This window comes from Pseudomonas triticicola (assembly GCF_019145375.1).
GTDB lineage: Bacteria > Pseudomonadota > Gammaproteobacteria > Pseudomonadales > Pseudomonadaceae > Aquipseudomonas > Aquipseudomonas triticicola.
The window spans coordinates 2,657,470-2,676,831 of record NZ_JAHSTX010000001.1; the positions used below are offsets into that span (position 1 = coordinate 2,657,470).

A 19,362-nucleotide genomic window follows, 5' to 3' on the forward strand; every position below is an offset into this window, starting at 1 on the left:
AAAGCTTCGCGAGCAGGCTCGCTCCCACATTCAGACCGAGTTCCAATGTGGGAGCGAGCCTGCTCGCGAAGGCCGCGCCGCAAATGTCAGGCTGAAACCGCTTCGGAAATCCGCAAAAACCGGCAAAGCTCCTCGCGCTTGGCCAGCGCATCCCGCCGCCCCAACTCGATCAACTCGCTGCAATACCCCGCCTCGAACAGCAGGTAACTGAGCACCCCCGCCCCGCTCGTCTTCGTCGCCCCCGGACCGCGCAGAAACAGGCGCAACGCTGCTGGCAGTTCCTGGCGATGCCGCGCGGCGATTTCGTCGATCGGCTGACTCGGCGCAATCACCAGCACTTCCACCGGCGCCACACCCAACGCGCGGGTTGGCGTGCCGGCCGGGAGCAAATGACTGAACTGATTCAGACGCTGCAGCAGCTCGATATCGCTCTCCAGACTGTCGATAAACGTGCTGTTGAGCATGTGCCCGCCAATCTGCGCCAGCGTCGGTTGCTGGCCGCTGTAGGCGCGCTCCAGCGGCTGCTGCGGATCAACGCCGCGCGGGTTGCCGCTGACGCCCACCACCAACACGCGACTGGCACCCAGATGCAGCGCCGGGCTGATCGGCGCCGACTGGCGCACGGCGCCGTCACCGAAATACTCCTCACCGATTTTCACCGGCGCGAACAAAAGCGGGATCGCCGAACTGGCCAACAGGTGATCGACCGACAATTGCGTCGGCACACCAATGCGGCGGTGCCGCAGCCAGGCGTCAATCGTGCCGCCGCCCTGATAGAACGTCACCGCTTGCCCCGATTCGTAGCCGAACGCGGTCACCGCCACCGCATGCAATTGCTTGCGCGCGATGGATTCGGCGATGCCGGGCAGGTGCAGTTTTTCCTCGAGCAGTTCGCGCAGCGGCGAACTGTTGAGCAGTGCCACCGGCATCTGCCGACCGAGGCCGAGCAGGCTGTGGCTGACGAAACGGCTGGCCTGATGGACCACGCCCGGCCAGTCGCTGCGCAGCACGCGGTGGCTGCGAAAGCCCTGCCAGAACTGGGTCAGGCGTTCGATGGCGGCGCGAAAATCCGTGGCGCCACTGGCCAGGCTGACCGCATTGATCGCCCCGGCCGAGGTGCCGACGATCACCGGAAACGGATTGTCCGCGCCGACCGGCAGCAACTCGGCAATCGCCGCCAGCACCCCGACCTGATAAGCCGCCCGAGCCCCGCCGCCGGAAAGAATCAAACCTGTGACCGGTTCAGCAGGACTCATCGCAACACTCCACGGTGCTTGTCAGATCGGCTAATCAACGACGCTTGGGATAAAGTTTCGGCTCACCCGGCGGGCGACTCTTGAAGCGCCGATGCGCCCACAGGTATTGCTCGGGGCAGGCACGCAAAGCGCTCTCGACCCACTGATTGATGCGGATGCAATCGGCCTCCTCGCTCTCGCCGGGGAAGTCATCCAGCGGCGGATGGATCACCAGGCGATAACCACTGCCGTCGGCCAGACGTTCCTGCGTGAACGGCACCACCAAGGCTTTACCCAGGCGCGCGAACTTGGTCGTCGCAGTGACAGTGGCGGCCTGAATGCCGAACAGCGGCACGAAGATGCTCTGCTTGGCGCCGTAATCCTGATCCGGCGCATACCAGATCGCCCGTCCCGAGCGCAGCAGTTTGAGCATGCCGCGTACGTCATCGCGCTCCACCGCCAGCGAATCGAGATTGTGCCGCTCGCGGCCACGGCGCTGGACGAAGTCGAACAAGGGATTTTTGTGTTCGCGGTACATGCCGTCGATGGTGTGCTGCTGGCCGAGCAGCGCCGCGCCGATTTCCAGCGTGGTGAAATGCGCGGCCATGAGGATCACGCCTTTGCCTTCGCGCTGGGCTTTTTGCAGATGTTCAAGGCCTTCGACGTGGGCCAGTTTCGCCAGACGCTCGCGCGACCACCACCAGCTCATCGCCATTTCAAAAAAGGCGATCCCGGTGGAGGCGAAGTTTTCCTTGAGCAGGCGTTTGCGCTCGGCGGCGGATTTTTCCGGGAAGCACAATTCCAGATTGCGCCGGGCGATGGTTCGCCGGTCGCTGGCGACGCGATACATCAACGCGCCCAAAACTCGACCGATGGTCAGCAGCGCCGGATACGGCAACTGCACGATCAGCCACAAAAGCCCCAGGCCGCACCAGAGCGGCCAGAAGCGCGGAGCAAGATATGCTTTTCGAAAACGCGGGCGATCCATTAAAGCTTCCGTAAATACAGTGGCCGCGCATTCTACATCGTTCGACCCGGCTTGCGGCTCGCGGGCGTTCTCGTTATAAGTCTCGGCACTTTTAGTGACAAGCCGTTGTATGCCGACATGAGCCAAACCGACCCGTTAGACCAAGATCCCGTATTCCAGCTCAAGGGCAGCATGCTGGCCATCACTGTGCTGGAACTGGCCCGTAACGACCTCGAAAGCCTCGATCGGCAATTGGCCGCCAAAGTCGCCCAGGCGCCGAATTTTTTCAGCAATGCACCGCTGGTCCTGGCGCTGGACAAACTGCCGCCGAACCAGGGCGCGGTTGACCTGCCGGGGCTGATGCGCGTCTGCCGTCAGCACGGTCTGCGTACCCTGGCCATTCGCGCCAGCCGCATCGAAGACATCGCCGCTGCCATCGCCATCGACATCCCTGTGCTACCGCCCTCGGGTGCCCGCGAGCGTCCGCTGGAGACGCCGGAAGTCGAAGTCAAAAAGAAGCCGGAAAAGCCACCTGAGCCGACGGTCAAACCGACCCGCGTAATCACCACGCCAGTACGTGGTGGCCAACAGATATATGCCCAGGGTGGCGATCTGGTCGTGGTCTCATCGGTCAGTCCGGGGGCGGAACTTCTCGCCGATGGCAACATCCATGTATACGGCCCGATGCGCGGCCGTGCGCTGGCCGGCGTCAAAGGTGACACCAAGGCACGGATTTTCTGTCAGCAATTGAGCGCTGAACTGATCTCCATCGCCGGTCATTACAAGGTCTCCGAGGATTTGCGTCGCGATCCGATGTGGGGCTCGGGCGTCCAGGTCAGCCTGTCAGGCGACGTGTTGAACATCATTCGGCTTTAACGGATACTGCCGCATTTTCCAAGCATCTCTAAAACGTAGCGAAAACGGCTCAAACGAAGTAGGAAAAAGGCTTAAAGCCAAATTCCAGCCAAGGCTGTCCGACTGCAGTAGTTTTCAAGAGATGTTTTTCAGGGGCTGAACAGTCCTTCTTCCTTAGGGGTGAAACACCTTGGCCAAGATTCTCGTGGTTACATCCGGCAAGGGTGGTGTGGGTAAGACCACCACCAGCGCCGCTATCGGTACCGGTCTCGCTCTGCGCGGCCACAAAACAGTGATCGTCGACTTCGACGTGGGCTTGCGTAACCTCGACCTGATCATGGGTTGCGAGCGCCGCGTGGTGTATGACTTCGTCAACGTGGTAAACGGCGAAGCCAACCTGCAACAGGCACTGATCAAAGACAAGCGCCTGGAAAACCTCTACGTACTGGCGGCCAGCCAGACCCGCGACAAAGACGCGCTGACCGTCGAAGGCGTGGAAAAAGTCCTGATGGAGCTCAAGGAACAATTCGAGTTCGTCGTCTGCGACTCCCCGGCGGGCATCGAGAAAGGTGCGCACCTGGCCATGTATTTCGCCGATGAAGCGATCGTCGTGACCAACCCGGAAGTGTCCTCGGTACGTGACTCGGACCGCATGCTCGGCCTGCTGGCGAGCAAATCGCGCCGCGCCGAACGTGGCGAAGACCCGATCAAGGAACACCTGCTGATCACCCGCTACCACCCGGAGCGTGTTGAAAAGGGCGAGATGCTCGGCGTTGAAGACGTCAAGGAAATCCTCTCGGTGACCCTGCTCGGCGTCATCCCGGAATCCCAGGCGGTGCTCAAGGCTTCCAACCAGGGCGTGCCCGTTATTCTCGACGACCAGAGCGATGCCGGTCAGGCTTACAGCGATACCGTCGACCGCCTGCTGGGCAAAGAAAAAGCCCACCGATTCCTCGATGTCGAGAAGAAGGGATTCTTCGAGCGCCTGTTTGGAGGTAGGTAATGAACCTTTTTGACTTCTTTCGTGCCAACAAAAAGCCAAGTACCGCCTCGGTAGCGAAAGAGCGTCTACAGATCATCGTGGCGCATGAGCGCGGCCAGCGCAGCACGCCGGATTACCTGCCAGCCTTGCAGAAGGAACTGGTCGACGTGATCCGCAAGTACGTCAACATCGGCAACGACGACGTACATGTTGCACTGGAAAGCCAGGGCAGTTGCTCGATTCTGGAACTCAACATCACCCTGCCCGATCGCTGAGTCGATTTGGCAGTCGCTACGGCGGCTCGGACTGTTGATGCTCGTGTAGGAGCTGCCGAAGGCTGCGATCTTTTGATCTTCAAAGTCAAAAGATCGCAGCCTTCGGCAGCTCCTACAGGGTTATCGGCAGCTCCGAGCCGCCGTTGGCATTTGTTACGAGGCTGTTTTAATGCCGCTGTCCAACATCCGTATCATCCATCAGGACGCCGCCGTACTGGTGGTCGACAAACCGACCCTGCTGCTCTCGGTGCCCGGTCGCGCTGACGACAACAAGGACTGCCTGATTACCCGCCTGCAGGAAAACGGCTACCCGGAAGCGCGCATCGTCCATCGTCTGGACTGGGAAACCTCCGGCATCATCCTGCTGGCCCGGGATGCCGACACCCATCGCGAGCTGTCGCGGCAGTTTCATGACCGCGAAACCGAAAAGGCCTACACCGCTTTGGCCTGGGGTCAGCCGGAGCTGGACAGCGGCAGCATCGACCTGCCCCTGCGCTACGATCCGCCGACCAAACCACGGCATGTGGTCGATCACGAATTCGGCAAGCATGCAATGACGTTCTGGAAGGTGCTGGAACGTTGCGGCGACTGGTGCCGGGTCGAATTGACACCGATCACCGGGCGCTCGCACCAGTTGCGCGTGCACATGTTGTCAATCGGCCATCCGCTGCTCGGTGACGGACTCTACGCCCACGAGCAAGCGCTGGCGGCCTGGCCCCGTCTGTGCCTGCACGCGAGCATGCTCAGCTTCACTCATCCGCAAACCGGCGAACGCCTGCGCTTCGAGTGCCCGGCACCGTTCTGACAGCCAGCACCGGCCCCATGGGTGAGCGAGCCTGCTCGCTCACCCATGGGGATCCGGTCCGGATTCAATTCCCCGGCCAATACGTTAAACTCCCGCCCATTGCTGTCTGGAGTTTCTTATGCGCGCAGAGTTGAACCAGGGCCTGATCGACTTTCTCAAGGCCTCCCCTACCCCGTTCCACGCCACCGCCAGCCTCGTTCAGCGTCTGGAGGCCGCCGGTTATGTGCGCCTCGACGAGCGCGAGCCATGGTCCACCGAGGCCAACGGCCGCTATTACGTCACCCGTAACGACTCCTCTATCGTCGCGATCAAAATGGGCCGCAACTCGCCACTGCACGACGGTATCCGTATGGTCGGCGCGCATACCGACAGCCCGTGCCTGCGGGTCAAGCCGCAACCGGAACTGCAGCGTCAGGGTTTCTGGCAGCTGGGCGTCGAAGTCTACGGCGGCGCGCTGCTGGCGCCGTGGTTTGACCGCGATCTGTCGCTCGCCGGCCGCGTGACCTTCCGCCGTGACGGCAAGGTCGAGAGCCAGTTGATCGACTTCAAGGCACCGATCGCGATCATTCCCAACCTGGCCATTCACCTCAACCGTGAAGCCAACCAGGGCTGGGCGATCAACGCGCAGACCGAACTACCGCCGATCCTGGCGCAATTCGCCGGTGACGAGCGCGTCGATTTCCGCGCCGTGCTCACTGATCAATTGGCCCGCGAACACGGCCTGAACGCCGACGTGGTGCTGGATTACGAGCTGAGTTTCTACGACACGCAAAGCGCGGCGGTGATCGGCCTGAACGGCGATTTCATTGCCGGTGCGCGTCTGGACAACCTGCTGTCGTGCTACGCCGGCCTGCAAGCGTTGCTCACCGCCGAGACCGACGAAACCTGCGTACTGGTCTGTAATGACCACGAAGAAGTCGGCTCCTGCTCGGCATGCGGTGCCGACGGCCCGATGCTCGAACAGACCCTGCGCCGCCTGTTGCCGGAAGGCGACGAGTTCGTCCGCACCATTCAGAAATCCCTGCTGGTGTCGGCCGACAACGCCCACGGCGTGCATCCCAACTACGCGGACAAGCACGATGCCAACCATGGCCCGAAACTCAACGCCGGCCCGGTGATCAAGGTCAACAGCAACCAGCGCTACGCCACCAACAGCGAAACCGCCGGCTTCTTCCGCCATCTGTGCATGGCCGAAGAAGTCCCGGTGCAAAGCTTCGTGGTGCGCAGCGATATGGGCTGCGGTTCGACCATTGGCCCGATCACCGCCAGCCATCTGGGTGTGCGCACCGTCGACATTGGCCTGCCGACCTTTGCCATGCACTCGATTCGCGAACTGTGCGGCAGCCATGATCTGGCGCATCTGGTCAAAGTGCTCAGCGCGTTTTATGCCAGCCGTGAATTGCCGTAAAGGCTGAAAAGCTTCGCGAGCAGGCTCGCTCCGACAATTGAACTGCATTTCATTGTGGGAGCCAGTCACCTCCCCTTGGAATGCCAATCAACCTGTGGGAGCGAGCCTGCTCGCGAAAGCGCCTGTGCAGACAGCAGAATCCTCTCGGCCTGATGCATTCCTGAGCCACATCACACCCTGCCTCGAAAACCCGCCTAGACTGCAAGAATCCTCTACAGACAAGGCAGTCTTCATGATCTCGATGTCCTCCTTCCACGCCATGCTCATTCCCATCCTCAGCGGAATGATCCTGCTGGCCATCGGCTTCAACTTCCGCGACAAGAACGCCGGGGTGTTCGCCATGTGGATCGGCATGCTGATGATCCTCGCCACGGTGGTCTACAAGATCCTCGCCAAACTCAACGAATGACCGCGCCCGGCTCGCATTGCGCCAAGGGGCCTCGTACACTCCAGCGCATCCGCCTATCGCGAGGTTGTCTTCTGGTGTTTGCTCGTCTTTTTGCTTTGCCCGGTCTGCTGCTTGTCTGCCTGATGACGCTGCTGCCGCTGGCGCCCGCCCAGGCAGTCGGTCTGCCCGGCCTGCTCAACACTTCCAAACCGCAGCCTGAAGCCGTGGAACCCCTCGGCCAGTCGCTGGACGAAGTGATCAAGTCGCTGGAAAACGACAAGCAACGCGCGCAGCTGCTCAGTGATCTGAAGAAGCTGCGCGACGCCACGAAGAAAGCTCAGACCACCCCCGAAGAAGGCGTGCTGGGCCTGATCGGCGGCACCCTCGCCAGCTTCGAAAAACAGTTTTCCGGCGCCGACAGCCCGATTACCCGCTGGTCCAACGAATTCGATCTGGCCAAGGACGAACTGACCAGCAAGCTGCTGCCGGCCAATGAATGGCTGCCGATCATCTTCGGTTTCGCGGTGATCCTGATGGTCTGGAGCCTGCTCGCCGCCGCGCTGATCTGGCTTGGCCACCGCGTGCGTCTGCGCTTCGGCCTCACCGAAGAACTGCCGCAACACCCCAAGGCCCTCGACATGCTGCGTTTTGCCCTGCGCAAGCTCGGGCCGTGGCTGATCGCGTTGGTGATGACGGTGTACATGAGCTACGTGCTGCCGTCGTCACTGGGCAAAAGCCTGGCGATGGTGCTGGCCTATGCGTTGGTGGTCGGCACCTGTTTCTCGGCGATCTGCGTGATCGCCTTCTCTCTGCTCGACGGCCCGCACCGTCATCGCGCGCTGTACATCCTGCGTCATCAGGCGTTTCGGCCGCTGTGGCTGATCGGCAGCTTTGCCGCGTTCGGTGAAGCGTTGAGCGATCCGCGCTTGGTCGAGAGTCTCGGCGTGCATCTGGCGCACACCGCCGCGACTACCGCCAACGTGCTGGCGGCGCTGTCGACCGGCCTGTTCATTCTGCGATTCCGCCGACCGATCGCGCACCTGATCCGCAACCAACCGCTGTCGCGGCGCCTGACGCGCCGCGCCCTTAGCGACACCATCGAAATCCTCGGCACCTTCTGGTACGTGCCGGCACTGGTGCTGGTCGGCATCTCGCTGTTCGCCACGTTTGTCTCCGCCGGCGACACCAGCACCGCGCTGCGCCAGTCGCTGATCTGCACGGTGCTGCTGGTGTTGTGCATGGTGATCAACGGCCTGGTGCGCCGCCATTCACTGAAACCGCAACGCGGGCCGAAACGCCATGCGCTGTACTCGGAGCGATTGAAAAACTTCTTCTATACCCTGACGCATTTGCTGGTGTGGCTGATCTTCATCGAACTGGGCCTGCGCGTGTGGGGCCATTCGCTGATCGCGTTCGCCGAAGGCGATGGCCATGACATCAGCGTCAAACTGTTCAGCCTGATCGGCACGCTGATTTTCTCCTGGCTGATCTGGATCCTCGCCGACACCGCCGTGCACCACGCCCTCACCCGCTCGCGCAAAGGCCTGGCGAATGCGCGGGCGCAGACGATGATGCCGCTGATCCGCAACGTGCTGTTCGTGGCGATCTTCATCATTGCGCTGATCGTCGCCCTGGCGAACATGGGCATGAACGTCACGCCGCTGCTGGCCGGTGCCGGCGTGATCGGTCTGGCTATCGGCTTCGGCGCGCAGTCGCTGGTCGCCGACTTGATCACCGGCCTGTTCATCATCATCGAAGACTCGCTGGCCATTGATGATTACGTCGACGTTGGCGGCCACCTCGGCACCGTCGAAGGCCTGACCATTCGCACCGTACGCCTGCGCGACATCGACGGCATCGTCCACACCATCCCGTTCAGCGAGATCAAAAGCATCAAGAACTACTCGCGGGAATTCGGCTACGCCATCTTCCGCGTCGCCGTGCCGTACAACATGGAAATCGACGACGCGATCAAACTGATGCGCGACGTCGGCCAGAAGATGCGCAGCGATCCGCTACAACGCCGCAACATCTGGTCGCCGCTGGAGATTCAGGGTGTAGAAAGTTTCGAGTCCGGCAGCGCGATTCTGCGGGCACGGTTCAAGACTGCGCCGATCAAGCAGTGGGAAGTTTCCCGGGCGTTCAATTTGTCGTTGAAAAGGCAACTGGATGAGGCGGGATTGGATCTGGCGACGCCGCGGATGAGTGTCCAGGTGATTACGCCTGGGGTGGAAATCAAAAAGGAAAGCTGAACAGAGATGGCCCCCTATTGGCAGGTAATACCAATAGGGGGCTAGTTTTATCTGGCTTTGAAACCAGGTTTTCCTGCGGCGGTCCGCCACCTTTTTACTTCCGCCACAATATTTTCCGGACCGCTTTTCCCCGATTCTGGGTAGTAGATTAAATCGGAACCCGCTGGATGTTCGCTCAGTCGTTCAAACTCCATTACAGCTGAGGTTTGCCCCTTCTCAGTCGCGTAATCCGATTGGTATATCTTTTGTACGAAATGCAAGAATTGCTCTTCGGACATTTCATTGATCATTATTTTTTTCATTACTCGCCTCCCTTATGGACTGCCAAATGCTGTTTCGGAGTTAGCAACCGCAGGTTGTCAATATCGTACAACTGCCCACCATCCGATAACGATGAGACGTGGTGCAACTCAAACTTCACTCGTTTACCAACCCGATCGCCCGCTTTCACATACGGTGATCGGCCTTTGCTCATTGCACTGAGACTACCTGGATCAAACGACATCGCCAGTTCCGCATCAGCGGCCACCGCTTTCCAGAAAGTCTCCCTGAATGCCCTGAAATCCTTGAAACTCTTGCCTCGCAATTGATCTGCAATTTTTGAGGGAATTGCCGCCCCCTCACCTTGCGTAGCCGCCTCCAGCCATCCACCCGCAACCGGCGCTCCATGACCACTCGCCACCCCTGGATCATTGCGTCGATCCCGGAACATGACGTACTGCGGTGGCAGGCCCGATTCCGACGGGAAGACCAGAATGAAGTCGTCGAAACGAATGTTGCCCCGCCCTGGGTAAGCGTCGATCCGTCCTTCAATCGGCACGAGGTTGCCGCCGATATATCGCGGTGGGGACGGATTCTCGATGGGGAATAGCGTTGAACTGTCTGCCGGCGTTACTGCGGGAGTCCAGACCGCGGTTGTCGGCGGGATGTCAGTGAGGGTCGCGCTGTAAGTGTTGTTCCCTGCGTTGAAACCAGCTGCAACCACGCGAACGCCGGAAGGCCGTTTTGTCCCCGCTACCGGAACGACAAGCAGTTCGGCGAGAGCGCCCGTCAGCGGCCGGGCGCTCAAACGCACCGGCAGATTCAGTCGTGCCCTTTCGCTTGCCAGCCTGTCCAGATCAGGCAGTTGACCGGGCAGCAGATCTGCCAGTGGGAGGCTGAGCAGAAAGCGTTCAGGCAATTCCCCATTGCCCAACACCGGGGAGTAGACAAACGCACTTACCCCCACCATCAGACCGGACGCCGTGCCAGCAGCCAGCCCCGATAAACCGGCCACCGCCGAGCGAATCGAGGCGGAAAAACCCGCCATCAGGTTGTCGGCAATCGCGACCGCACCAGCGGACGTCGCAAATACCAGTTGGGCGTGGCTGGTATTGCCCTGAAAGCGCAACAGGCTACTGTGCCCACCGGAGGTGTCCTGCCGGCGCTTTTCCTCAGCAACCCTGCGTGCTTCGGCTTCAGCCTCAAGCGCTGCCTGTTCCTCGGCACGCTTGCGTTCTAGTGCCTCAGCCGCCAAACGGGCATGTTCCTCTTCGAGCCGCCTGAGTTCATCGGCGGCGGCCTGCCGCGCCAGCTCCTCCGCCAGCCGCCGCGCTTGCTCCTGAGCAACGCGGGCCTGTTCCTGTGCAACCTGCCTGGCGTGTTCCGCCGCCAACCGCGCCTGCTCCTGAGCGATCCGCTCGGCTTCCTGCGCTTGCACCACGGCAATCATGCCCTTGACCGTGGCCGACTGGCTGTTCAACACGCCAATGCCTTCAACCAGTAACTTGGCGTTGAACAAGGCGCTATAGGCCTGCCGTACGCTGACGCTGGCGCTTCGCCGATTGACTTGCGGTAAACGACCTCCGTTGAAGAAAGTTTCAACCTGGGCGTGGCCAAAACGTTCGATGGCCACGTCCTTGGCCACCAAAAGCGCACCAAACTTCCTGGCGATCAGGGAATCCCTGAATCGCATCTCCCGCGCCAGCGCATCCAAAGGCGGCAATACACTTTGGTCGCCTGCTGCCCGCACTTCTGCCAGTTCATGTTCGATGACTTGAGCAATATTTCTGGAAGTATCTTTGTAGATACTTTCCATATCGAGTATGTCACCCAACGGCGCAAAGTTAATGCCTGGTCCCGAGCCGTCCCCTGCACCTAAGTAATGTAAATATTCATCTTGTTTATCCGGACGCACAACAATCGGCGGAAGCGTTATTCCATTACGCTGCATTTATAAGTCCTCCATGGACAATAGTTTTGTCGCACTGACCCGTTATCCTCAAACAGCCAATAACGTGACCGGTACCTGGAGAAATTTATGGAGATAGATGTTGTGCGGTGCGGTACATGGTTATCGCCCGCGTTTTATCTGTCACGCCGGACGGAACTGATAAAGCGGTAGGAGTTTTCGCTGATAACTTATGCTCAAACGTAAATCTGTCGGAGCGCATAGCGTTTTCCGGACCCGATCGCACTTGCGTGCAAAGCCTTTGTCACAGGCAAGGAAGCCAACAACAATAATCAAGGAGAAGCCCATGCAACTGACGCGCATTGCCCAGGCCCTATTGCTCACCCTGGTCGCCAGCCACGCCAGCGCCGCGACGATGGACAGCGCCCGCGCACGCATCGCCGAGCAGGCGCAGAAGCTCGAACCGGAGCTGCTGGAAACTCGCCGCGACCTTCACGCTCATCCAGAACTTGGCAACACTGAAAAACGCACCTCTGAACTGGTCGCCAAACAGCTGCAAGCCATGGGCCTGGAAGTGAAAACCGGCGTCGCCCGCACCGGCGTAGTCGCCATTCTCAAAGGCGCCCTGCCCGGCCCGACCGTCGCCCTGCGCGCCGACATGGACGCGCTGCCGGTCAAGGAAGGCTCCGACTTGCCGTTCGCTTCGAAAGCCAAAGGCACGTATCTCGACAAGGAAGTCGACGTCATGCACGCCTGCGGCCACGACGCCCACACCGCAATCCTGCTCAGCGCAGCGAAAATTCTGACCGGCATGCGCGACACCCTGCCCGGCACCGTGGTGTTCTACTTCCAGCCCGCCGAGGAAGGTCCGAGCGATTTTATTCCCGACGGCAAAAATACCTGGGGCGCGAAGATGATGGTCGAGGAAGGCGTGATGAAATCGCCGAAACCCGACGCGGTGTTCGGCCTGCACGTCTGGGCCGGCGTCCCCGCCCGCCAGATCGCCTACCGCCCCGGCCCGACCCTGGCCAGCTCTGACGACCTGCGCATCAAGATCCACGGCAAACAAACCCACGCCGGCCGCCCCTGGGACGGCATCGACCCGATCACCGTCGGCGCCCAAACCATCGTCGGCCTGCAAACCGTGGTCAGCCGCCGCACCGACATTTCCTCTTACCCGTCAGTCGTCAGCATCGGCACCATCAACGGCGGCACCCGCTACAACATCATCCCCGAATCGCTCGACATGGCCGGCACCATCCGCTCCTACGACTACGGCATCCGCCAGAAACTGCACAGCGACGTGCGCCAGACCATCGAGAAAATAGCGGAAAGCGGCGGCGCGAAGGCCGACGTCACCATCATCGAAAAATACGACCCGACGATTAACAACCCGGCACTGACCGAAAAAATGCTGCCGACGTTGAAGTGGGCTGCCAAGGATGACGTGGTGCAGGGACCGCTGGTGGGTGGGGCGGAAGATTTCTCGTTCTTCGCCAAAGAAGCGCCGGGGTTGTTTGTGTTTCTTGGGGTGACGCCGCAGGATCAGGACATGAGCAAAGCTGCACCGAATCATAATCCGGGGTTCTTCGTCGATGAGTCGGCGTTAGTGGTCGGGGTGAGGACATTGGCTTCGTTGGCGTCGGATTATTTGTATGGGAATGCGGGGGTGGGCAAGTAAATCCCAGGTGGCTGGAATCCTGAAGATCAAAAGCCCCTCACCCTAGCCCTCTCCCGGAGGGAGAGGGGACTGACCGCGGTGATCGCCAGAGCTTCGCCGTCCTGAAATATCGAGTCGAACTCAGGTTTTGAACGGCCCACAAATCGGCCCCCTCTCCAGGGGGAGAGGGCTGGGGTGAGGGGAAGCCACACCACAAAACCAAAGCCAACCACCCGCTTCTAACCACTCAACAATGAGCGCAAGCTTGAGTGCCCTTGATCTTGATCTTGCCTAACCAGCGACATCGGAAGGCTGAGTGGAGGGATCGATCCGGGCGTGGGAGCGCAGCGACCGTCTGGCGCAGCCAGACACAGCGCAAGGAGGTGCAGCGAAGCAAACCGTAACCGCTGCGCCCGGATCGGTCCCGGAGCGAAGGGACCCGAGCCTGCGAGGGCCGAACACAGGAGCAAAGCCTTTTGGTTCCTTTTTGGCGTTTGAAAAAGGGACTCGCCGTAAGGGCGAAACCGCCATCAGCACCACCCGAAGCAACGGATAAACACCCGAAAACAACCAGAACCTGGTCGGCCCAGAGGCCGCCAAGGATCAAACCACATCAACCCCTACGTGAATCGCATCATGCCGCCAAAACTCCAGATCACAATCAATCAACCGCCCATGCTGATCATAATTGACCCGAGCAATCCTCAGTCCCGGACTCCCCACCGACACCCGTAAAGCCGCCGCCGCATCGACAGATAAAGACGTAGGCACGATCTCGAACCGCACCCGCCCATAGTGCAAATCGAAATGCCGCGCATACAACTCGGTGATCGACTGATTCAAATCGAAATCAAGAATCCCCGGAAAAAACTGCGGATTCAGATAGTGCTCCACATACAACACCAGTCGCCCATCAATGCGCCGCGAGCGGCAAATCTGAATCACGCTCGACAACGCCGGCAACTGCAACCACGCACACACCGCCGCCGAAGCCGGCTGCAACCGCGCCGAAATCACCTCGGTCGAAGGTTCGCGCCCCTGCGCACTGACCATGGCGTGAAAGTGACTGCGCTGCATCAGGTTGTACGCCAGACGCGGCGGCGACACGAACCAGCCGCGCCGCTCCTCACGGTAAATCTGCCCCTGCGCCTCAAGCTGCAACAGCGCTTCACGCACAGTGATCCGCGTCGTCCCGAACAACTCGCTCAGCTTGCGTTCAGCGGGCAACTTGCTCCCGGCCGCCAGCAAACCGTGATCGATCTGCTCCTGCAGCACCTGGCCAATCGCTGTCACCGCTTTCGTTGCCTCATCGCGCATCAACGTTACCTATCTGGACTAGACCAGCACTGTTTCGGGGCAAATCCGAACGCCGATCAAAGCGCCTTCGTATGTTGCAAGCCTAGGCAGTGCAGATGACCGACAGATGACAAAACTACCGAACGGTCGCTTTCACGGCTTGCAATACATCGGCCAAGTCCCCTGCTCCACGGGCTTTTGAGCATGGTCTACGCTGATCTGGCACCTTCCTGACAATGGATGATAAAAGATCAGCCACGAGGCCATCGACATCAAAATGTCATCCAGCCGACCTAAATTGGCTCAGGTATTGCTGACCTAGACCAACACCAACCGCAATCGCAGCGTTGAACACGACCAAGGAGCTTCGGAATGAAACAGCTTTTCCTGGCAACACTGTTAGGCTCGACCATCGCTATGTGCACCGCCGCCATGGCGGCCGGCACCGATCTGAAAACCCTCGAAGCCGCTGCGAAGGCGGAAGGCGCCGTGAACAGCGTCGGCATGCCCGATGACTGGGCCAACTGGAAAGGCACCTGGGAAGATCTGGCCAAGAAATACGGCCTGAAACACATCGACACCGACATGAGCTCGGCCCAGGAGATCGCCAAGTTCGCTGCTGAAAAAGACAACGCCACCGCTGATATCGGCGACGTCGGTGCCGCCTTCGGCCCGATCGCGGTCAAGCAAGGCGTGGTGCAACCGTACAAACCAAGCACCTGGGATCAGGTGCCGGACTGGGCCAAGGACAAGGACGGCAACTGGGCACTGGCATACACCGGCACCATCGCCTTCATCGTCAACAAGAAGCTGCTGCACGGCTCCGACGTACCGACCAAATGGGCTGACCTGAAAACCGGTAAATACAAAGTCTCCATCGGCGATGTAAGCACCGCCGCCCAGGCTGCCAACGGTGTCCTCGCTGCCGCACTGGCCAATGGCGGTGACGAGAAAAACATCAAGCCTGCCCTGCTGTTGTTCGCCGATCTAGCCAAACAGGGTCGTCTGTCGATGGCCAACCCGACCATCGCCACCATGGAAAAAGGCGAGATCGAAGTCGGCGTGGTATGGGACTTCAATGGTCTGAGCTACAAGGCCAAGATGGCCAACCCGGATGATTACGCAGTGCTGATTCCATCGGACGGCTCGGTGATTTCCGGCTACACCACGATCATCAACAAGTACGCGAAAAACCCCAACGCCGCCAAACTGACCCGCGAATACATCTTCAGCGACGCCGGCCAGACCAACCTCGCCCGCGGCAACGCCCGGCCGATCCGCGCCGAACACCTGCAACTGCCGGAAGACGTGAAAGCCAAACTGCTGCCAAACGAGCAGTACAAGAAGGTCACGCCGGTCAAGGACGCCGAGGCGTGGGAAAAGACCTCCAAAGCCCTGCCACAGCAGTGGAACGAAGAAGTCATCGTCGAGATGAAGTAATCCTTCATCTGTAGGAGCTGCCGAAGGCTGCGATCTTTTGATCTTGCCCTTTAAAAGCAACATCAAAAGATCGCAGCCTCCGGCAGCTCCTACACAGATTGGTTCCAGATTTGCTTTCGGAGTTCTCGCCCATATGAAGCACACCGTCATCCTTGTCGTGCTCGACGGCCTCAACTACGAGGTTGCGTGTTACGCCATGGGGCATCTGCAGGCTTATGTTGGCGCAGGACGCGCGGCGCTCTATCAACTGGAGTGCGAACTGCCGGCCCTGTCCCGACCGCTTTACGAATGTATTCTCACCGGCGTGCCGCCGATCGACAGCGGCATCGTCCACAACAATGTCTCGCGCTTGTCCAACCAGCGCAGCATCTATCACTACGCCCGCGATGCCGGATTGAAAACCGCCGCTGCGGCGTATCACTGGGTCAGCGAGTTGTATAACCGCTCACCGTTCGTGGCTGCGCGCGACCGCCACACCAACGATCCGACGCTGCCGATCCAATACGGTCACTTCTACTGGAACGATCATTATCCGGATTCGCACCTGTTCGCCGACGCCGAAAGCCTGCGCCTGCGCCACGCGCCGGATTTCCTCCTGATCCACCCGATGAACATCGACGACGCCGGGCACAAGCACGGCCTCGACAGCTCGCAATACCGCAACAGCGCGCGCTCGGCTGACGTCATCCTCGCCGACTATCTGCAGAGCTGGCTCGACGCTGGTTATCAGGTATTGGTGACCGCCGACCACGGTATGAACAACGATCGTTCGCACAACGGCCTGCTGGCGGAAGAACGTCAGGTGCCGCTGTTCGTCCTCGGTGAGGCGTTCAGCCTCAACCCTGACGCCACGCCGACGCAGACCGAGCTCTGCGGCACAATTTGCGAACTGCTCGGCGTACCCCACGACAAACCTGTGTGCCGGGAGCTGCTCAAGTGAATGCCATGAATCGCGGCAAATGGCTCGCGGCGCTGTGTCTGGTGCCCTTCGCGCTGTTCTTTATCGTCTTCGAAATCGCCCCGCTGGTCTGGGTGATGATCAACAGCCTGCAATCGGAAGAGTCCGGCTGGGGCCTGGCCAACTTCAGCAAGATCTTCGGTTCGAAGTTCTATCGGCAGGCGATCCAGTACAGCCTGGAGATCAGTTTCTGGTCGAGCGTATTCGGCATCATCATCGCCGTGCTCGGTGCGTACTCGTTGCGTCGAGTGGATTCGAAGCTGCGCAACTTCGTGAATGCCTTCGCCAACATGACCAGCAATTTCGCCGGCGTGCCGCTGGCGTTCGCCTTCATCATCCTGCTCGGTTTCAACGGCAGCATCACCATCATGCTCAAGCAGTCGGGGATCATTCAGGACTTCAATCTGTATTCGAAAACCGGCCTGATCATCCTCTACACCTACTTCCAGATCCCGCTCGGCGTGTTGCTGCTCTACCCGGCTTTCGACGCTCTGCGTGAAGACTGGCGCGAGTCCGCCGCATTGCTCGGCGCCAACGGCTGGCAGTTCTGGCGGCACATCGGCCTGCCGGTATTGACCCCTGCGTTGCTCGGCACGTTCGTGATCCTGCTGGCCAACGCCCTCGGCGCCTACGCCACGGTTTATGCGCTGACCACCGGCAACTTCAATGTTCTGCCGATCCGTATTGCGGCGATGGTCTCCGGCGACATTTCCCTTGACCCGAACCTGGCCAGCGCCCTGGCCGTGGTGCTCGTGGCGCTGATGACCATCGTCACTGTCGTGCATCAACTGCTGTTGAAGAGGAGCTACCATGTCTCGCGCTGAATCCGGGCCGGCCGGCCTCTACCACCGCGTCGTGGTTTATCTGCTGTTCGCCATTCTGCTGTTGCCGCTGCTGGGCACGCTGGTCTATTCGATCGCCAGCAGTTGGTCGGCAACGATTCTGCCCAGCGGTTTCACCTTCAAGTGGTACATCCAGCTGTGGAGCGATCCGCGCTTTCTGCATGCATTCGGTCAGTCGCTGATCGTCTGCGTCGGCGCGCTGGTGTTATCGGTGGTGCTGATCCTGCCGTTGCTGTTCGTCGTGCATTACTACTTTCCGAAACTCGATGCGCTGATGAACATCCTCATCCTGCTGCCCTTCGCGGTGCCGCCGGTGGTGTCCTCGGTGGGTCTGTTGCAGTTGTATGGTTCCGGGCCGATGGCGATGGTCGGCACGCCGTGGATTCTGATCGGTTGCTACTTCACCGTGGCCCTGCCGTTCATGTACCGGGCAATCACCAATAATCTGCAAGCGATCAACCTGCGAGACCTGATGGACGCCGCGCAACTGCTCGGCGCCAGCACCTTTCAGGCGGCGTTTCTGGTGGTGCTGCCGAATCTGCGCAAAGGCCTGATGGTGGCGCTGCTACTGTCGTTCTCGTTCCTCTTCGGTGAATTCGTGTTCGCCAACATCCTCGTCGGCACGCGCTACGAAACCCTGCAGGTGTACCTGAACAACATGCGTAACAGCAGCGGCCACTTCACCAGTGCGCTGGTCATTTCGTATTTTTTTTTCGTGCTGGTCCTGACCTGGATCGCCAACATCTTGAACAAGGACAAAAGCGAATGAGCTACGTCAGCGTCCAACACCTGCAGAAAAGTTATGCCGGCACCACGGTGTTCAGCGACATCGATTGCGAAATCAACAAAGGCGAGTTCGTCACCCTGCTCGGCCCGTCCGGGTGCGGCAAGTCGACTTTGCTGCGTTGCATCGCCGGGTTGACCCCGGTGGATGGCGGCAAGATTTTGCTCGATGGCGTCGACATCGTGCCGTTGAGCCCACAGAAACGTGGCATCGGTATGGTCTTTCAAAGCTATGCGCTATTTCCAAATATGACCGTCGAACAGAACGTCGCCTTCGGCCTGCGCATGCAAAAGGTCAACGCCGATGACAGCCACAAGCGCGTGGCAGAAGTGTTGAAACTGGTTGAACTGCACGACTTCGCCAGCCGCTATCCGCATCAACTGTCCGGTGGTCAATGCCAGCGCGTCGCCCTCGCCCGCTCACTGGTAACCCGCCCGCGCTTGTTGCTGCTGGATGAGCCGCTGTCGGCGCTCGACGCACGGATTCGCAAACACCTGCGCGAACAGATTCGTCAGATCCAGCGCGAACTCGGCCTGACCACGATCTTCGTGACACACGATCAGGAAGAAGCGCTGACCATGTCGGACCGGATTTTCCTGATGAATCAGGGAAAGATCGTCCAGAGCGGCGACGCCGAAACCCTCTACACCGCGCCGGTTGATGTCTTTGCCGCCGGCTTCATCGGCAACTACAACCTGCTCGACGCCGATGCCGCCTCAAAGCTGTTGCAACGGCCGATCAACCACCGCATCGCCATCCGCCCGGAAGCCATCGAACTGAGCCTCGACGGCGAACTCGATGCGCAGATCCGCAGTCACAGCCTGCTCGGCAACGTCATTCGCTATCGCGTCGAAGCGCGCGGGGTGGAACTGGTGGTCGACGTACTCAACCGCTCCGCCGCCGATCTGCATCCGGACGGACAACGCCTGGCACTTTCCATCGATCCGACGGCCTTGTGCGAAGTAGCATAAAAGCAGCTGCAAGCTTCGAGCTACAAGCTTCAAGTTGTAGACTGCGGTCCACCTGATTTTAATTCTTGCAGCTT

The 19,362-nt window shown here is 60.0% G+C and carries 18 protein-coding genes; 13 read left to right on the forward strand and 5 right to left on the reverse strand.

Annotated features, from left to right (window positions below; translation table 11 throughout):
- Positions 1–86: 86 nt before the first annotated feature.
- Positions 87–1,256, reverse strand: a complete 1,170-nt coding sequence (locus KVG85_RS11765; RefSeq protein ID WP_217863941.1) for a patatin-like phospholipase family protein — start codon at positions 1,254–1,256, stop codon at positions 87–89.
- A 34-nt stretch (positions 1,257–1,290) separates the two neighbouring features.
- Positions 1,291–2,223, reverse strand: coding sequence for a lipid A biosynthesis lauroyl acyltransferase (locus KVG85_RS11770; protein ID WP_122505993.1), 933 nt, complete (start codon positions 2,221–2,223; stop codon positions 1,291–1,293).
- Positions 2,224–2,340: 117 nt separating this feature from the next.
- Here KVG85_RS11770 and minC point away from each other — a divergent pair, with 117 nt between their 5' ends.
- The 7 genes from minC to KVG85_RS11805 all read left to right on the forward strand — a co-directional run bounded on the left by minC (position 2,341) and on the right by KVG85_RS11805 (position 9,167).
- Positions 2,341–3,078, forward strand: coding sequence for a septum site-determining protein MinC (gene minC, locus KVG85_RS11775; protein ID WP_038861964.1), 738 nt, complete (start codon positions 2,341–2,343; stop codon positions 3,076–3,078).
- 169 nt (positions 3,079–3,247) lie between these two features.
- Entirely contained in the window at positions 3,248–4,060 is an 813-nt protein-coding gene (gene minD, locus KVG85_RS11780) for a septum site-determining protein MinD (RefSeq protein ID WP_007913953.1), read from the forward strand.
- Complete coding sequence (gene minE, locus KVG85_RS11785; protein WP_003223146.1) at positions 4,060–4,314, forward strand: cell division topological specificity factor MinE; 255 nt, start codon at positions 4,060–4,062, stop codon at positions 4,312–4,314. The genes minD and minE overlap by 1 nt, the downstream gene beginning before the upstream one ends.
- A 169-nt stretch (positions 4,315–4,483) precedes the next feature.
- Positions 4,484–5,119, forward strand: a complete 636-nt coding sequence (locus KVG85_RS11790; RefSeq protein ID WP_217863942.1) for an RluA family pseudouridine synthase — start codon at positions 4,484–4,486, stop codon at positions 5,117–5,119.
- Positions 5,120–5,237: 118 nt separating this feature from the next.
- Positions 5,238–6,527: a M18 family aminopeptidase gene (locus tag KVG85_RS11795; RefSeq protein ID WP_217863943.1), complete on the forward strand. Its 1,290-nt coding sequence runs from the start codon at positions 5,238–5,240 to the stop codon at positions 6,525–6,527.
- Positions 6,528–6,759: 232 nt separating this feature from the next.
- Positions 6,760–6,936, forward strand: a complete 177-nt coding sequence (locus KVG85_RS11800) for a hypothetical protein (protein WP_016773747.1) — start codon at positions 6,760–6,762, stop codon at positions 6,934–6,936.
- A 74-nt stretch (positions 6,937–7,010) separates the two neighbouring features.
- Entirely contained in the window at positions 7,011–9,167 is a 2,157-nt protein-coding gene (locus tag KVG85_RS11805; RefSeq protein ID WP_217863944.1) for a mechanosensitive ion channel family protein, read from the forward strand.
- 47 nt (positions 9,168–9,214) lie between these two features.
- Here KVG85_RS11805 and KVG85_RS11810 read toward each other — a convergent pair whose 3' ends face one another.
- Both KVG85_RS11810 and KVG85_RS11815 read right to left on the reverse strand, forming a co-directional pair.
- Positions 9,215–9,469 carry a bacteriocin immunity protein gene (locus KVG85_RS11810; RefSeq protein ID WP_217863945.1) on the reverse strand — a complete coding sequence of 85 codons (255 nt, stop codon included), beginning with the start codon at positions 9,467–9,469 and terminating at the stop codon, positions 9,215–9,217.
- Positions 9,469–11,379: a pyocin-S2/colicin E7-DNase domain-containing protein gene (locus KVG85_RS11815; RefSeq protein WP_217863946.1), complete on the reverse strand. Its 1,911-nt coding sequence runs from the start codon at positions 11,377–11,379 to the stop codon at positions 9,469–9,471. Before KVG85_RS11815 ends, KVG85_RS11810 begins: the two co-directional genes overlap by 1 nt.
- Positions 11,380–11,683: 304 nt before the next feature.
- Here KVG85_RS11815 and KVG85_RS11820 point away from each other — a divergent pair, with 304 nt between their 5' ends.
- Positions 11,684–13,018: an amidohydrolase gene (locus tag KVG85_RS11820; RefSeq protein ID WP_217863947.1), complete on the forward strand. Its 1,335-nt coding sequence runs from the start codon at positions 11,684–11,686 to the stop codon at positions 13,016–13,018.
- 582 nt (positions 13,019–13,600) lie between these two features.
- Here the strand turns inward: KVG85_RS11820 and phnR are convergent.
- Positions 13,601–14,314: a phosphonate utilization transcriptional regulator PhnR gene (gene phnR / locus KVG85_RS11825; protein WP_122611956.1), complete on the reverse strand. Its 714-nt coding sequence runs from the start codon at positions 14,312–14,314 to the stop codon at positions 13,601–13,603.
- 351 nt (positions 14,315–14,665) lie between these two features.
- Here phnR and KVG85_RS11830 point away from each other — a divergent pair, with 351 nt between their 5' ends.
- From KVG85_RS11830 to KVG85_RS11850, 5 genes are all read left to right on the forward strand, one after another.
- Complete coding sequence (locus KVG85_RS11830) at positions 14,666–15,733, forward strand: ABC transporter substrate-binding protein (RefSeq protein ID WP_217863948.1); 1,068 nt, start codon at positions 14,666–14,668, stop codon at positions 15,731–15,733.
- 133 nt (positions 15,734–15,866) lie between these two features.
- Positions 15,867–16,673, forward strand: coding sequence for an alkaline phosphatase family protein (locus KVG85_RS11835; protein WP_217863949.1), 807 nt, complete (start codon positions 15,867–15,869; stop codon positions 16,671–16,673).
- Between the two features lie 5 nt (positions 16,674–16,678).
- Complete coding sequence (locus KVG85_RS11840; RefSeq protein ID WP_161984092.1) at positions 16,679–17,515, forward strand: ABC transporter permease; 837 nt, start codon at positions 16,679–16,681, stop codon at positions 17,513–17,515.
- The gene (locus KVG85_RS11845; protein ID WP_016773742.1) at positions 17,502–18,302 is read left to right on the forward strand and encodes an ABC transporter permease; all 801 of its coding nucleotides are present in this window, start codon (positions 17,502–17,504) and stop codon (positions 18,300–18,302) included. The genes KVG85_RS11840 and KVG85_RS11845 overlap by 14 nt, the downstream gene beginning before the upstream one ends.
- Positions 18,299–19,288 carry an ABC transporter ATP-binding protein gene (locus KVG85_RS11850; RefSeq protein WP_016773741.1) on the forward strand — a complete coding sequence of 330 codons (990 nt, stop codon included), beginning with the start codon at positions 18,299–18,301 and terminating at the stop codon, positions 19,286–19,288. Before KVG85_RS11845 ends, KVG85_RS11850 begins: the two co-directional genes overlap by 4 nt.
- Positions 19,289–19,362 lie beyond the last annotated feature (74 nt).

Bases quoted from the DNA above. Each gene is read 5' to 3' on its own strand.
- minC (WP_038861964.1), top strand. From the start codon at position 2,341: ATGAGCCAAACCGACCCGTTAGACCAAGATCCCGTATTCCAGCTCAAG.
- KVG85_RS11795 (WP_217863943.1), top strand. From the start codon at position 5,238: ATGCGCGCAGAGTTGAACCAGGGCCTGATCGACTTTCTCAAGGCCTCC.
- KVG85_RS11850 (WP_016773741.1), top strand. From the start codon at position 18,299: ATGAGCTACGTCAGCGTCCAACACCTGCAGAAAAGTTATGCCGGCACC.
- KVG85_RS11765 (WP_217863941.1), bottom strand. From the start codon at position 1,256: ATGAGTCCTGCTGAACCGGTCACAGGTTTGATTCTTTCCGGCGGCGGG.
- KVG85_RS11770 (WP_122505993.1), bottom strand. From the start codon at position 2,223: ATGGATCGCCCGCGTTTTCGAAAAGCATATCTTGCTCCGCGCTTCTGG.
- KVG85_RS11840 (WP_161984092.1), top strand. From the start codon at position 16,679: ATGAATCGCGGCAAATGGCTCGCGGCGCTGTGTCTGGTGCCCTTCGCG.
- KVG85_RS11790 (WP_217863942.1), top strand. From the start codon at position 4,484: ATGCCGCTGTCCAACATCCGTATCATCCATCAGGACGCCGCCGTACTG.
- phnR (WP_122611956.1), bottom strand. From the start codon at position 14,314: ATGCGCGATGAGGCAACGAAAGCGGTGACAGCGATTGGCCAGGTGCTG.
- KVG85_RS11815 (WP_217863946.1), bottom strand. From the start codon at position 11,379: ATGCAGCGTAATGGAATAACGCTTCCGCCGATTGTTGTGCGTCCGGAT.
- KVG85_RS11800 (WP_016773747.1), top strand. From the start codon at position 6,760: ATGATCTCGATGTCCTCCTTCCACGCCATGCTCATTCCCATCCTCAGC.
- minE (WP_003223146.1), top strand. From the start codon at position 4,060: ATGAACCTTTTTGACTTCTTTCGTGCCAACAAAAAGCCAAGTACCGCC.
- KVG85_RS11845 (WP_016773742.1), top strand. From the start codon at position 17,502: ATGTCTCGCGCTGAATCCGGGCCGGCCGGCCTCTACCACCGCGTCGTG.
- KVG85_RS11835 (WP_217863949.1), top strand. From the start codon at position 15,867: ATGAAGCACACCGTCATCCTTGTCGTGCTCGACGGCCTCAACTACGAG.
- KVG85_RS11810 (WP_217863945.1), bottom strand. From the start codon at position 9,469: ATGAAAAAAATAATGATCAATGAAATGTCCGAAGAGCAATTCTTGCAT.
- KVG85_RS11820 (WP_217863947.1), top strand. From the start codon at position 11,684: ATGCAACTGACGCGCATTGCCCAGGCCCTATTGCTCACCCTGGTCGCC.
- KVG85_RS11830 (WP_217863948.1), top strand. From the start codon at position 14,666: ATGAAACAGCTTTTCCTGGCAACACTGTTAGGCTCGACCATCGCTATG.